The sequence below is a fragment of the Bradyrhizobium sp. SYSU BS000235 genome (assembly GCF_049747295.1).
GTDB lineage: Bacteria > Pseudomonadota > Alphaproteobacteria > Rhizobiales > Xanthobacteraceae > Afipia.
Window position 1 is genome coordinate 1,833,281 of the sequence record NZ_JBMHJM010000001.1, and the last position, 13,278, is coordinate 1,846,558.

Annotated in this window: 11 protein-coding genes; 3 read left to right on the forward strand and 8 right to left on the reverse strand. The window is 59.9% G+C overall.

What is annotated here, in order from left to right:
- The first annotated feature begins 21 nt into the window (after positions 1 to 21).
- Positions 22 to 588 carry a hypothetical protein gene (locus ACP0KA_RS08540; RefSeq protein ID WP_424628385.1) on the forward strand — a complete coding sequence of 189 codons (567 nt, stop codon included), beginning with the start codon at positions 22 to 24 and terminating at the stop codon, positions 586 to 588.
- Between the two features lie 152 nt (positions 589 to 740).
- Entirely contained in the window at positions 741 to 1,220 is a 480-nt protein-coding gene (locus ACP0KA_RS08545; RefSeq protein WP_424628386.1) for a MarR family winged helix-turn-helix transcriptional regulator, read from the forward strand.
- A gap of 93 nt (positions 1,221 to 1,313) precedes the next feature.
- On the opposite strand, the gene ACP0KA_RS08550 is transcribed toward ACP0KA_RS08545, so the two are convergent.
- Entirely contained in the window at positions 1,314 to 3,113 is a 1,800-nt protein-coding gene (locus ACP0KA_RS08550) for a chloride channel protein (RefSeq protein WP_424628387.1), read from the reverse strand.
- A gap of 441 nt (positions 3,114 to 3,554) precedes the next feature.
- On the opposite strand from ACP0KA_RS08550, the gene ACP0KA_RS08555 reads away from it, so the two are divergent.
- Positions 3,555 to 4,535: a Bug family tripartite tricarboxylate transporter substrate binding protein gene (locus ACP0KA_RS08555; RefSeq protein ID WP_424628388.1), complete on the forward strand. Its 981-nt coding sequence runs from the start codon at positions 3,555 to 3,557 to the stop codon at positions 4,533 to 4,535.
- Positions 4,536 to 4,587: 52 nt separating this feature from the next.
- Here ACP0KA_RS08555 and ACP0KA_RS08560 read toward each other — a convergent pair whose 3' ends face one another.
- From ACP0KA_RS08560 to ACP0KA_RS08590, 7 genes are all read right to left on the reverse strand, one after another.
- Positions 4,588 to 5,085, reverse strand: coding sequence for a hypothetical protein (locus tag ACP0KA_RS08560; RefSeq protein ID WP_424628389.1), 498 nt, complete (start codon positions 5,083 to 5,085; stop codon positions 4,588 to 4,590).
- A 45-nt stretch (positions 5,086 to 5,130) separates the two neighbouring features.
- Positions 5,131 to 6,225 (reverse strand): DUF937 domain-containing protein, encoded by a 1,095-nt coding sequence (locus ACP0KA_RS08565; protein WP_424628390.1) that lies wholly within the window; start codon positions 6,223 to 6,225, stop codon positions 5,131 to 5,133.
- Positions 6,226 to 6,482: 257 nt separating this feature from the next.
- The gene (locus ACP0KA_RS08570; RefSeq protein WP_424628391.1) at positions 6,483 to 6,947 is read right to left on the reverse strand and encodes a DUF3617 family protein; all 465 of its coding nucleotides are present in this window, start codon (positions 6,945 to 6,947) and stop codon (positions 6,483 to 6,485) included.
- A gap of 162 nt (positions 6,948 to 7,109) precedes the next feature.
- Positions 7,110 to 8,444, reverse strand: a complete 1,335-nt coding sequence (locus ACP0KA_RS08575; RefSeq protein ID WP_424628392.1) for an MFS transporter — start codon at positions 8,442 to 8,444, stop codon at positions 7,110 to 7,112.
- A 77-nt stretch (positions 8,445 to 8,521) separates the two neighbouring features.
- Complete coding sequence (locus tag ACP0KA_RS08580) at positions 8,522 to 9,832, reverse strand: NAD(P)-dependent oxidoreductase (RefSeq protein WP_424628393.1); 1,311 nt, start codon at positions 9,830 to 9,832, stop codon at positions 8,522 to 8,524.
- On the reverse strand, positions 9,829 to 11,454 hold the full coding sequence (locus ACP0KA_RS08585) for a GMC family oxidoreductase (protein ID WP_424628394.1): 1,626 nt from the start codon (positions 11,452 to 11,454) through the stop codon (positions 9,829 to 9,831). Before ACP0KA_RS08585 ends, ACP0KA_RS08580 begins: the two co-directional genes overlap by 4 nt.
- 31 nt (positions 11,455 to 11,485) lie before the next feature.
- Positions 11,486 to 13,180, reverse strand: coding sequence for a thiamine pyrophosphate-binding protein (locus ACP0KA_RS08590; RefSeq protein ID WP_424628395.1), 1,695 nt, complete (start codon positions 13,178 to 13,180; stop codon positions 11,486 to 11,488).
- Positions 13,181 to 13,278: the final 98 nt, after the last annotated feature.

Consider the following 13,278-nt stretch of genomic DNA (forward strand, 5'->3'; position numbering starts at 1 on the left):
GTTATTTCGCGACATCCCGAAGTGCAGCACGATTTTCGCGGCGAGGCGCGCATGAGCACAAAGCTTAAAGGCGTGGTCGCCCGCCGGAACGCTTCGGCCGCCGAGGCAACGTTGTCCTCTGCTGCCGTCAGGTCGGAAAAACGGCCGCGACTGGTCAGCGTCGGCGGCGCAGCGACAAGCCCCCCTCCGGCCGCTCCCTTGAGCAGCCGCGCCCTAAATGTGTTGAAACTGCTTGCGCCGGAATTGACGGGAGAAACGCCCCCAAAGGGAAAATGGACTCCGACAAACGCGCTCCTTCAAAAGCTAACAATGAAGCGGCTTGCGACAGCCCGAAATTGCGGGCCACAAACAGCTGACGAAATTGTCAAATGGGCCGCCTCCCGAGGGGTGATCATTCAACCCGTTCACCACGCCGGCAAATCACTTTCGGCGATGTGGAGCGACCTCGAACAGAAGTTTGCCGCGGGCGCGCTCACCAAGATGGAGGTGACGGAGGCGATGGAGCGGTCCATACGCCGCAGAAGCACGAAGATCCCCCTGGCGTTCCAGGTCATCCTCCTGAGCCTGATAAGCTCGGCCTGCGAATAGCGCTGGCCCGCCCGGTTACGAACCGCGGCTTTATACCTACATATCCGTAAGGCGCGGCAATCCGTCACGGATACTGGATTCAGGAGTCATCTAGTGTCGTGGATAGGACGGTGGTGCAGCGCCGCCGCTCAATGACACACCCAGGATCAGGAATGCCCCGTTCAAAGCAAAAGCCTCAACGTGCAGCATTGCTTTCCTCGAGCCGCGCCGGCCAAACGGTCCGGAGCAAGGCGGAGGCGGTCGATTACCGAGCCCTGGCCAACTTCCGGTTTGAGCTTCGGAAATTTCTCGCATTCAGCGAAACCGCCGCGAACAAAGCCGGGCTAACGCCACAGCAGCATCAGGCCCTTCTGACCGTCAAAGGCTTTTCCAGCGAAAACCCCGTTTCGATCGGGGAGCTGGCAAAGCTGCTGTTCATCAAGCACCACACGGCTGTGGAGCTCGTGGACAGGATGACCAAACTTGGACTTCTGAGCAGGGTCGTCGACGACAACGATGGCAGACGCGCGCTCGTCAAGCTGACGAGAGAGGGCGAACAGCGATTGCGGAAACTGTCGCGAATTCACTCCGAAGAGCTCGGCGCTGTCGGCCCGACGCTTGCACGGATCTTGAAGCCGTTTCGCCGGCGCTGAATGAATTTGAAAGAACTTGCGACGACGCAAAGCATCGTCGCAAGCGAGGTTGTACCATCCGTTTCTTGTTATCTCGGATGTTGGAGGGCCGGCTTACGCGGGCTCATTTTCCGGAACGGGTGTTCCCGGCCGCCGCGCAAAATAAGCAACACGCAGCGCTTCCGCCGATTTAGCGGTTGCCCGAATACGCAAGAGGTCCTTGCGAGACACGAGCCCTACCAGGCTTGAGGTTTTCGGGTCGAGAATTGGCACGCGCCCGACATCGGCCGCAACCATGCGATCCGCCAGGTGAGAGACCGGCTCATCCGGGTAACCGATGGTCAGCGATCTGTCCGAGACACGATCGAACAACGTTTCCTCACCGGGAGGACGTTCGGAGCGCCACTGCAGCACATCGGCGCGCCCGACGAGACCGACAACGCCTCGGCTATCGTCGAGGATCGGATAAGATTTATGCCGCCGTTCCTCGCCTGAGAAGAAAGCGACCGCCTCATCGATGCGCATGCTGGCAGGCAACGTATCGACGTTTTTCACCATCACCTCGGCAACGCGCAGCAATTCGAATGGATCGATGCTGTATTCGCGCACAATGTGCTGACCGCGACGCGCGATTTTCTCTGTCAGGATCGAGCGCTTGAGCAAAAGAACGGTGACGGCATAGGAGGACGCCGTTGCGATCAAGAGCGGACCAAGCAGCGCGAAATTTCCCGTCAATTCCACGGCAAACAAAATGCCGGTGAGCGGCGAACGCATGGTACCGCCCATCATCGCAGCCATGCCGATGAGAGCCCACGCACCAGCGTCTCCCGGCAATAACTGGCCTTCGAGCCATCCGGCACAGCCACCGAAGATCAGCAACGGGGCAAGAACGCCACCCGATGTGCCTGATGCCAGCGCAATGATCCAGATGGCCGACTTGACGAGCAGGATCGCGACAACCTCGTTCGTCGTGATGTGACTGCCGAGCAGGTCGCTGATGATGTCATAACCAACGCCCAAAGCTCGCGGCTCGATCAATCCGCCCAGTCCCACGAGCAGGCCGCCGATTGCCGGCCACCACATCCAGTGAAACGGAATCTCCCCGAACAGATCTTCCGCCTTGTAAAGAAGGCCAGTGAGCAGACCTGACTGAAGCCCGGCGACAATCCCGACGCCGATGCTGACAAACAGCCCCCACCACGGCAGATCCAGTTGACCCGCAAACGGAAACAATGCTCCGGAGCCGATCATCAACGGACGCCAAGCGGATGCGACCGCGCAGGCGGTGATCACCGGAATCAGGCTGCGTGGCTTCAATTCGAAAAGCAGCAATTCGACCGCGAGCAACACAGCCGCGATCGGCGTGCCGAAGATCGCGGTCATGCCCGCGGTGGCACCAGCGACAAGCAGAGTTTTCCGTTCTGCCGCGCTCATGCTGAAGCACTGCGCAAACAGCGAGCCTATGGCACCGCCGGTCATGATGATCGGGCCTTCCGCGCCGAACGGACCGCCGGAGCCGATCGAGATCGCCGATGATATCGGCTTCAGGATCGCGACCTTCGGCTGCATGCGACTGCCGCCGATGAGGATCGCTTCGATCGCTTCCGGTATGCCGTGACCTCGAATTTTCTCGGAGCCAAAACGCGCCATCAGGCCAATGATCAGTCCGCCCAGGGCCGGGGCCGCCACCATCCACGCGCTCGGCTTGAGGCCGGACAGCGGAATATGCTCCGCGGTGAATTTTTGGAACCACACCAGATTGGTGGTCAGGGCAATGAGGTGCAGAAGCACCCAGGCTGCCGCAGCACCGCCGGTGCCGACGAGAGCAGCCATCAAGACCAACACGAGAACACGCCGATCGGTCGTGAAATCGCCCAGACGCGGCGAAGCATTCATGGAAGAGGAACGATGCATAATGAGCTTTCGAGAGGATGACGCGGCAATGGAGGGCGCGATCTGGACCGTGATTAAGCGGACGACCATTGCAGCGCAACAAGTATATCGGAAAACGATATAAAAAGGCTGAACGTGACGGGCAGATATGTCGCAAGCTCATATCTGGAGGCTGTGGAACCAGCATTTCTCGGGCTTTTGAGGCCGGCGCCTTTGCCCGGCGAGCTCCTTTGGTCCTCTAAAATCTTAACTTGTTGAGGCAAATTGCTGCGTCGCCCGCGCTCGGGGAGCGACCAAACGTCCCAAGCGCCTGCCCTTGTGCGGCCGATCCGCATGCCGGATCATGCACATCATTGCGCACCACAATACCGCTACGCGCCCGGAAACATTGCCCGGAAGCATGCCGCAGAACCCAAGAGCCGCGCCCATAAGCGGCCCCGTTCGACCCAAGGAGGAACGCCCGTGGACTTGAAGCCTATTCACCTCACCCTGCTCGCCTTGTTGACGAGCGCCTCGATCACAGCCGGCCAGGCGCAAGCGCAATCTTGGCCGCAGAAGCCGATCACCTTCATCGTGCCATTCGCAGCCGGCGGCGGCACCGACGCCTTTGCGCGGCCGCTTGCGGCGCAACTCGACACCCAACTCGGCACACGCGTCCTGATCGAAAATCGCGCGGGAGCCGGCGGCACCGTTGGCGCGTCACAGGCCTCCAAGGCCGCTCCGGATGGATACACGTTCTTCATGGGCGCAGCCCATCACGCCATTGCGCCGTCGCTCTATCCCAACCTCGATTACAACATTGAAAAGGATTTCATTGCTGTAGCCCTGGTTGCACGGCCACCGCAGGTTGTTGTGGTCAACCCCAATAAAGTGGAAGCCAAGACGCTTGAGGAATTTACCGCCTATATTCGAGCGAATCCGGACAAGTTGAACTACGGCTCTGCCGGTGTCGGCACCACGCACCACCTCGCGGGCGAGCTGTTCAAGATCCTGACTCAGACGCGAATTCTCCACGTCCCGTACCGCGGAGCCGGCCCCGCGATGCAGGACCTTGTCGCGGGTCACGTGCCGGTCGTGTTTGACGGGCTTGGTTCGTCGGCGCCTCAGATCAGAAGCGGGCAGTTGCGCGCGCTCGCAATTGCGGCACCGACACGCGTCGCTGCGTTTCCCGACGTTCCCACCGCAGCCGAGGCTGGATTGGCAGGGTATGAAGTCTCGACTTGGTATGGACTGTTTGCGCCGAAGAACACGCCACCCGAGATCGTTCAACGCATGACCAAGGAACTGCAGACTGCTTTGCAGACGGCCACGGTCAAGGAAGCCTGGGAGCGCAACGGCTCCGACGTCCCGGACGTCACGGGAGCGGCCTTCGCCACCATGGTCTCCGCTGAAACCGCGCGTTGGCGAAAAGTCGTCAACGACGCCGGCGTCAAACTCGATTAGTCCGTCAAGCAATCCTGACGAATCACAAGTGCGAGTCTGCTTGCACGAAATTTCAGGCGCCCAAGGCGCTTGAAATTTCGTTCAGCGTTGCCTTTTCGGCATCACTCACCTGAACGCCACCAATGCCGAACAGGCTGCCACCTTCCGTGGCGGCCTCCGCCGTGTGCTGACTGATCTGGCGAAGCCATTGCTTAAAAGCACCAGCATCTTCCGGCGCTTTGGCAGCGAGCAATGCAGACACTTGTTTGAGGAGTTCGACGGAGCGGGCTTTGACCTCCGACGACTTGCCGCCCGACAGTTTTTCCTGAAGCCCCTCGCGCGCGGCGCTCCGCCCCTCGCTTGTGGTGAAGTCGCTCGCCACGGCTTTGACCAATACGTTGGCTCCAGGGTCACTTGCGACTTGCGTCAACGCGCCGCCAGCGGCGAGCGATTCCTTCATCAAGCCCCATAACCCACTGGGATCGGCGGCAGTGATCGCCATACCCGCAATGACCGGACTTTGCAGAAGCAACGCCCACTCGTCCTTTGTGAAGCTCGTCTTGTCAGCCATTGGTCTTCCTCCTCATGATCATGCACACGTGAGAGGCGACGTTGCTCAAGCGCGGGAGAGCGCGTCGAGCTTGCTGCGAAGTTCGTCGATTGCTGGCTTTGCAATTCCCGCGACACCCGGAGTGGCCAGCACCTTGTCGCACATTTGGTTGATTGTCGGTGTCGCTGCCGCAATCAGCGTGGCGAGCGCGGCTTTTCCTTCAGGGCTGAGACTTGAGGCCTTCGTGCTGACATCATTCAACTGAGCCATTGCTTCGCGGATTTTGGGAAGAGCCGACTCAGCCGAGGCTGTATCCGTGATTCCCGGAAGCACCGATCTCAGGGTCCCCATCGACGAATTGACCTGATTTGTCAGGTTCACGCCGCCGACGGTCAAATTGGGATTTGCAACACCGACAGTGGCGTCTGGCCGGGCCGTGGTGGATTTCGGCACTTCCGCCACCTTCTCATCGCCCGGACGTCCCATGAAGTACCACGCAAGACCACCCAGCACGACCAGGGCAGCAAGCCAATAGGGCCATTGCGCCGAGGGGCTGCTGGTTGCCGCTCGCGCAACCCTGCTGGTCGTCCGATCCGCGGCACTCGCCATTTCACTCCCGGCGCGGTCAATAAGTCCGGCCGCGCTCAATTGATCGGCCAAGCCGCTTGGGATCGCCGAAACAATCTGGTCTTTCTGGGAAGCAAGAAGGGATGCCACCCCGCCGGCATCGAGGCCTGCAGTACGCTGCTGCTGGCCCAGAGCGCCGAGCACCACCGGGGCAAGCATTCCAAGCAAAGACTTGCTCACGCCCTCGTTGAGTCCTGCGAACCTGCCGATCGACTGCGCCATGGTGTCCAAGGCGCCACCGCCGAACAACCCGGACAACATGCTCGATCCGCTGTCGGCAAATGCCTTCTGACCCGAACCGCCGATCGCGCTTCTCATGCTTTCAGGCGAGCCAGATTGCTGCTGCAGCAAATTGAACAGCTGACGCATTCCGCCGGGAGTCGTGGAAGCATCCGCCAGACTGGAGAGAAGCGCCGGTACGGCGCCGCCAATCGCTTTTTGTGCAAGGGTACGATCCAGGCCCAAAGCGGAAGCAATTTTTGCAATCATGTCGGGCGTTAAAAACTGCATCACAACAGAGACGAGATTAGCCATGGCGGTCTCTCCTACTAAAAGTTGTGAGGTGACTAAAACGCGCGAACATTCGGGCCGCCGATTGGTTCCACTCCTTTCCATCACATTTGATTACGTCGAGACACATTGCGCTCGCGTGGTTGAATCTCAACCGCGAATTCAGAACGCCAGGATCAGGCAATTGAATTACATTTTATAATGCAAGGGAGTCGCCGTCGATCGATCGGCGTCGCAAAATGCCTTTTCAAATGAAACGTGGTAAAACGACCGCAGTTCGATCACGTCCCTTTGCCTGGCATCTGGCCCGGGCAGTCACCAACGCGACGCATCATGGTGAGGATGGACGACGACGCAGCCTTGTAACCCGTGATCAGAGTCTCGATGGTCTGCGACACAAGATCCTTCGCAAAACGGAAGGTCACGATGGTCTTGGCACCGTTGCAATCCATGGCGAAGGCAAAGCCGTTCGGCATGCTCTTTGTTTCGCCGAGCGTGCAAGATTTATTGAAACTCTCCGACGATCGATATTGCTGCAACGTTTCATCACGGAAGTGATCAAAGTCGGCTGATGCGACACAAGTCTTCGATTTGGCCGGTTGATTTTGGAAATGGCTGTTGCGGCTTTCAGTCTCATACTCTCCCGGCACGAACACAGGCTTCGGAGTGATCAGTGGCACGGCATCCTGGGCCACCGCACCTGAGGCCGACAGGATGAGGGCGAAACTGACAATTGCTGCTTTCACGGCGTTCACTTCTGTCTTTCAGGCCATGCGGGACAGCCGCAAGGACTCCTCGGGAATCGGCGAACAACTCTTCACCTATGAGTGCGACAGATAAACGACGATGCCGCGGGAAGCTAGGCTTCCCATGGTGGCTGGCTCGGCCCGGGACCGAGCCAGCACTATTCAAGCAATTTCTTCGAGGGCAATTCCTTTGGTCTCTGTGCCAAAGACGATCATCGCAATCGTCGCGATGACAGCATCGAGGCAAAAGACCGCCATCGTGATCTGAAGCCCAAATCTGTTCAGCAGAATAGGAAACAGCAAAATACCAACGATGGAGCCGAGTCGTCCTGCTGCCGCAGCCACACCTGTTCCGAATGAGCGGATGCTGGTTGGAAATACCTCCGGTGCAACGACACCCACGAGCCCCGCGGGTCCTACCCAAGCGAAGAGCTGGAATAGGCTGAATAGCGCGAGCAATACAGGGAAGACAATGTTCCCACTGACGAGAACGATGCCGATATCGACGACCGCAAGGAGTGCAAATCCGGCGACGGCGAGGGATTTTCGTCCAACCTTGTCGACCAGCAGGAACATGATCACGGCGCCAGCGACCGCAAAGAGTGAGACGATGACGCCACCGAGTAGGGATAAATGGGCGGTAAAGCCCAGAGTCTTGAAGATGTATGGCGTAAAGTAAGAGACGCCATAGGTATTGAAGGTCACGCAAAACCACATGATGCAGATGTAGAGCGTACGATGGGTCTGGGTTTTCGACGCGAACAGCATGCGCCAGGAAATCTTCGATTCTTTGTTGATTGGCGGAAGCTTGATCAACTCCACCGGTACGTTTTCCAGCGTTTCAGCAATTGCGGCACGCGCTTCGTCGTAGCGCCCTTTCTGAATCAGCCATCGCGGAGATTCCGGTAACTTGCGTCGTCCGATCAAGACGATGAGTGATGGAATAAGGGCAAGCGCAAAGACAACGCGCCATGTCTGCTCCCCAAGCAAGGGGTTGAGGACGAAGCTCAACACATAGGCGGAGCAACTTGCGACGGTCCAAAGTATCCAAGTGCTTGCATTCAGGCGCCCGCGTGATTTGCGCGGCGCAAATTCCGCGATGATTGTGAAGCTGAGCGCTTGATCTGCACCGATGGCAATGCCGAGGCCGATGCGCGCCGCGACCAGAACCCAGAAATCCGTTGCGACTGCACTCATGATTGCGAACACGGCGTAGAGCACGATATCCGTCATGTACATGAACTTGCGGCCGAGTCGGTCCGCGAGATAGCCGATCAACAGGGCGCCGATAATCGTTCCCACATGGGTCGATACCGCGAGAAGTGCTGTCCGTTCAGGTGTCAGGTGGAAGTATGGGACGAGAAAGACCAGGGCCGACGCAATGTTGGTAAAGTCGTAACCCTCGAGAAATACGCCCATGCCGGACAACCAGGTCACACGCTTATGAAAGCCGTTGACCTTGGCTGAATCCATGGCGTTAAACACGTCACTACTCATATCGTTTTCTCCCTCGTTCTTCTATTTTCAAGATTCTTGTATTTTCAAAGCTCCCGGATCTTTGGTCCGGTTGAGCATTACAGATGTGTCGACAGTTGATGCGCAGTTGGCGGGTGGCCTGCCGCTATCGACGGCCAAAGTTCGGCAGCATCCAGCGTTCCGAGGCCAGCATGGACTGCGCCGGCGAGCAGGTCTCGACTGAGGCCGAGAACCGGTGCAGGAATGTCGCGTTGAAGCGCAGAGGTGAGGACATCGTGCGTGGCGGCATGGGCTTGCGCCACGGTGAAGCCCGCAGGTGCGATCACCGCCGTCGCCAGACACTTTTCGGCAATGCGGCTGGCACCGCTGCTGAGCGCCAGCACCCGCGCAAAATCGACCGCCGCAACTCCGTTCGATGCCGCAATCGCGACTGCTTCCTGTGTTGCAAGCAATGCTGTGGCCTGCAAGGCGAGAATGAGTGCCTTTTCGCTGTGCGGTTCGGAAGGTTTGCCGCTGTTCCGCTTGGACGAGCCTGCGAGTGCCTCGACTTGGGCGAAAAGCAGAGTGTTATCGGCTTCGCTTCCCATTCCCACCGCGCGATCATAGAAGTCGACCACGCGGTGCGTGAAAGGCCGGAAAAGTCCGGACCCGGTTGCGATGGACGCGGCGATGCCCACGTCTTTGCGCATCAAACCCAATGTGAAGCGTGAATCGAACCGCTTCGTCAGCACATATTTCGGGTAATGATTGGCCGAGACAAAGCTGGCGGCGTCGCTGGCCTCGATAGCATGATGCAGCTTTGCCTGTTCAAAGCCCATGGCCATTCCGATGGTCATGGCTTCCGCAAGCGCAATGAAATTGCTCCCCAGCACGCTCATGTTCAGGGCCTTGGCCACATGGCCGGTGCCAAGAGCGCCGGTCCTGATGATGTCTGTGCCAAACAAACGAAGCACGTGGTCCGCGTCATCGAGATCGCTGTCCGCACCTCCCGCCATGATGGACAAGGTGCCGGTTTCCGCCGCGGGCACACCCCGGCTGACCGGGGCATCGACCACGCGCACGCCCTTTTTGGCCAAAGCGGCTGCGACCTTCCGCGTGACGTCGGGCGTCGAGGTTGTGGTCTCGATCACGAGCGTGCCGGCCTGTGCGGCCTCCGCCACACCGCGTGCCCCAGTGAGTGCCGCTTCGACGGCTTGCGGGTCGGTGACGCAGGTGACAATCACATCGCAACGCGCCGCGAGGTCCGCTGCCGAACTTGTTGCGGGCGTCCCCGCTTTGCTGACGGCAGCAAGTGTCGCCTGGTCGATGTCGTAAGCAAGTGTCGCGATGCCATGATGCCGTGCGCGCGCAGCCATCCGCGCGCCAATGGCACCGACGCCGATGAAGCCAATGCAAGTCGGCGTGTTCATCGCACTGCCTCCGCATCCTCGAGGATCAAGCTCGCGCCCTTTTCCCCGATCACGAGGGCGGGCGCGTTCGTGTTCGAGCTGGCCATGGTCGGCATGATGGAGCAGTCGACGACGCGCAGGCCTTGAACGCCGTGAACCTCAAGCCGGTCATTCACGACGGCGTCTGCGTCGTGTCCCATGCGGCAGGTGCCCATGGGATGCCAGGAGGTCTGGCCCGTACTCCGGGCATAGTCGAGCAGCTCGTCGTCACTCACCACGCCTGGACCGGGGCGTCGCTCCGCGACAATGAAGGGCGCCAACGCCGGACTGGCCGCGATCCTGCGGATGGCGCGCAGCCCATCAAGGCAGGTCGCAATGTCGTCCTCGTGGCTGAGATAGTTCGCGTGGATCTCCGGCGAAGCCAACGGATCACGGGAGCGGATGTGCAGGCGTCCACGCGATTTCGGCCGGAGCGTGAACATGCCGATCGAGAAGCCCGAATAGGGATCTATCCCGTGTTCCTTTGATCGCGAATAACGATCTTTCCCACTAATGTGGGCAAGCTGAATCTTGACGTCGATGCGGTTTCCACCATGCCGCGCACGGGCAATCGCATGAATGGTGGAGGACGTCGTCGACAGGATGCCGCGTCGCGTGAGCACGTAGCGCAGCCCCTCCCAGTAGCGCTTGATCGGATTGTTCATCAAGTCGTTGATGGTGTTGTGCGTCGTGCATTCATACGTGAAGCGGACCTGAACGTGGTCGCAGAGGTTCTCACCAACTCCCGGAAGATCCTGGACCACCTCGATCCCGTGAGACCGCAGCCGGTTGCCATCGCCGATACCCGACAGTTCGAGCATTTGAGGGCTCTGGATTGCGCCACAGGCGAGCACCACTTCCCGACGGCACCGGTACGTTTCTCGCCGCCCCTCACGCATTACCTCTACACCGACCGCGCGGCGCCCTTCGAACAAGACACGCTGCACCATGGTGTTGCTGAGAATGCGCAGGTTCGAGCGCCCGCGTGCGGGAGCCAAATACCCAACTGCAGCGCTCCAGCGCCGGCCGTTATGACCGGTCTGCTGCAGGTAGCTCACACCTTCGACATCGCCGGCGTTGTAATCGGGATTGGCTGGGATGCCGCTCTGCTGGCACGCTTCCAAATAGGCATTTGAAAGAGGATCTGGATCCCAGCTTCCACGGTTGACGATCTTCATCGGCCCATCGTGCCCGCGCACGGCCGGATCACCTTCAGGATAGCATTCGAGCTTCTTGAAAAACGGCTGCAGATCCGAGTAGCCCCAGCCCTTGTTTCCCATCGCGCGCCAGTGATCGTATTCGTCCGGATCTCCGCGCACATAGACCATGCCGTTGATCGAACTCGATCCGCCCAACACCTTGCCGCGCGGCCAATAGATGGATTGGCCTTTCAGCCCAGCCTCGGGCGCCGTGGCGAACGGCCAGACATATTTGGTGTTCTGCAGCAGGCGCCCGACGCCGAGCGGGATGTGGATCCAGACGTTCCGATCCTCGCCACCGGCCTCGATAAGGAGAACCGAGTGCCGCCCGGATTCTGAGAGGCGGGCAGCCAGCACGCAGCCGGCTGAACCCGCGCCAACAATGATGTAGTCAAATTCGTTCATGGATTGCTCGTTCAGCTCATAGGAAGCGTGATTACTTGCCAGCCCGATGCTTGAAGGAGTCGCGGCGGAAGCTGTAGAGCGCGTTGGGATCCATCTGGATGTCGACCACGGCGGGCTTGCCGCACTCGAGCGCGCTCGTCACAACCGCGTCGATCTGATCGGGACGCTCCACCCGGAAGCCGCGCGCGCCGTAGAGCTCGGCGAGTTTGTCATAGGGAGGATTGAGGACGTCCGCGCCGATATAGCGCTCGCCGAAAAAGTCACGCTGATAGGCTTTCTCGGCGCCCCAGCAATGGTTGTTCATCACGATGGTGACGGTGTTGAGGCCGCAGGAGACCGCGGTGGAAAGCTCCGATGACGTCATGCCGAAGCCGCCATCGCCCATCAGGCTCACGACCGGCCGTTCGGGCGCCGCCGCCTTCGCTCCGAGACCGCAGGCGAACGAAAAACCGACGAGGCCAAAGTCGAGCGGAGTCAGCAAGGCCGGCGTCTCGAAATAATTCAACTTATCGGTGGCCTGCAGGCAGAGCGTGCCGGCGTCCATTGTGACGATGGAGTTGCGCGGAAGCACTCTGCGCAGTGCGCGGAACAGCGTATCGGGCTGGATCGGGGCGCCCGCATCGGCGTCGGTCGAACGGTCGCGTTCCTCAAGAAGGCCTTTTCGATCGAGTTTGAATTGCGTTGTCCAACCTTCGGCGGCGGCATTCCGCTTCAGGCCACCAAGATCGCTGGTGATCTGCCGGGCGACCTTGCGGGCATCGCCCCAGATGCCGATGTCGACTGGAAAGAAGCGGCCGATGGCAGTGGGTTCGATCTCCACCTGGATGATTCGGGCTTCACGATTGATGTTGTCGTAGGAGTAGAACGTGGTGTTGAAGCCGAGCCGCGTCCCGAGCGCGAGGATCACATCCGCCTCACGCGCAAGACGCGATGCCACCACATTGCCGCGCGGCCCCACTTGTCCGGCATAAAGCGGATGATCGCATGGCAAGGCGTCGCCATGGCCGGGAGAGGTTGCGATCGGAGCGCCGAGTGCTTCTGCAAGCGCAAGCGCTTCGCGATAGCCGCGCGTCTGCTTGATGCCGCCTCCGACAATGATCAGCGGACGATGAGCGCTTGCCAATAATTGCGCCGCCGCGCTGACGAGATCGGCATCGCCCAGCGGAGCGCTCATGTTGCGATAGCTCTTCGGCTCCCCGAAATCGCCGAAGCTCGCACTGTCGGAGAGAATGTCGCGAGGCACGTTGATCTGCACCGGCCCCTGGCGCGGTGAGAGCGCCGTCCGGAATCCTTCGCGGATCATTTCCGGCACGCGCGCGGTCTGCGTGACGGTCCAGGTTTTCTTCGTGACCGGCTTGAACAAGGCCTGCTGGTCAACCTCCTGAAATGCGTCGCGGTAGATATGAGCCGAGGAGAGCGCGCCCGCGATGGAGACCACGGGAGAGTATGCCGCTGCGGCCTGAGCAAGACCGGTGGCGAGGTTGGTTGCGCCGGGTCCGTTCTGGCCGGCGAGGATCACACCTGCCTTGCCGGAGACGCGGGCGTAACCATCCGCCATGTGAGTGCCCGTGCGCTCGTCCCGCACGCCGACAAAGCGCACGTCGTTGGCGTCATAGAGCGCGTCGAACACTTCCATCGTGGCGGAGCCAATGAGCCCGAAGACGCAATCGACGTCTTCCGCCCGCAACGCCTCGACGACTGCCTTTCCACCGGTGAGATCCTTCATCTCGCTTCCTTTCTTGTCTGCAACTTTACAACTCATTCTGCCGACAAAATTGTCGACAGATATGGCCAAAAAAAAATCAGGCAGTTACCCACCTTGCG

Coding starts and splice junctions, on each gene's coding strand:
- ACP0KA_RS08545 (WP_424628386.1), top strand. CDS start 741: ATGCCCCGTTCAAAGCAAAAGCCTCAACGTGCAGCATTGCTTTCCTCG.
- ACP0KA_RS08550 (WP_424628387.1), bottom strand. CDS start 3,113: ATGCATCGTTCCTCTTCCATGAATGCTTCGCCGCGTCTGGGCGATTTC.
- ACP0KA_RS08560 (WP_424628389.1), bottom strand. CDS start 5,085: ATGGCTGACAAGACGAGCTTCACAAAGGACGAGTGGGCGTTGCTTCTG.
- ACP0KA_RS08565 (WP_424628390.1), bottom strand. CDS start 6,225: ATGGCTAATCTCGTCTCTGTTGTGATGCAGTTTTTAACGCCCGACATG.
- ACP0KA_RS08575 (WP_424628392.1), bottom strand. CDS start 8,444: ATGAGTAGTGACGTGTTTAACGCCATGGATTCAGCCAAGGTCAACGGC.
- ACP0KA_RS08580 (WP_424628393.1), bottom strand. CDS start 9,832: ATGAACACGCCGACTTGCATTGGCTTCATCGGCGTCGGTGCCATTGGC.
- ACP0KA_RS08585 (WP_424628394.1), bottom strand. CDS start 11,454: ATGAACGAATTTGACTACATCATTGTTGGCGCGGGTTCAGCCGGCTGC.
- ACP0KA_RS08590 (WP_424628395.1), bottom strand. CDS start 13,180: ATGAAGGATCTCACCGGTGGAAAGGCAGTCGTCGAGGCGTTGCGGGCG.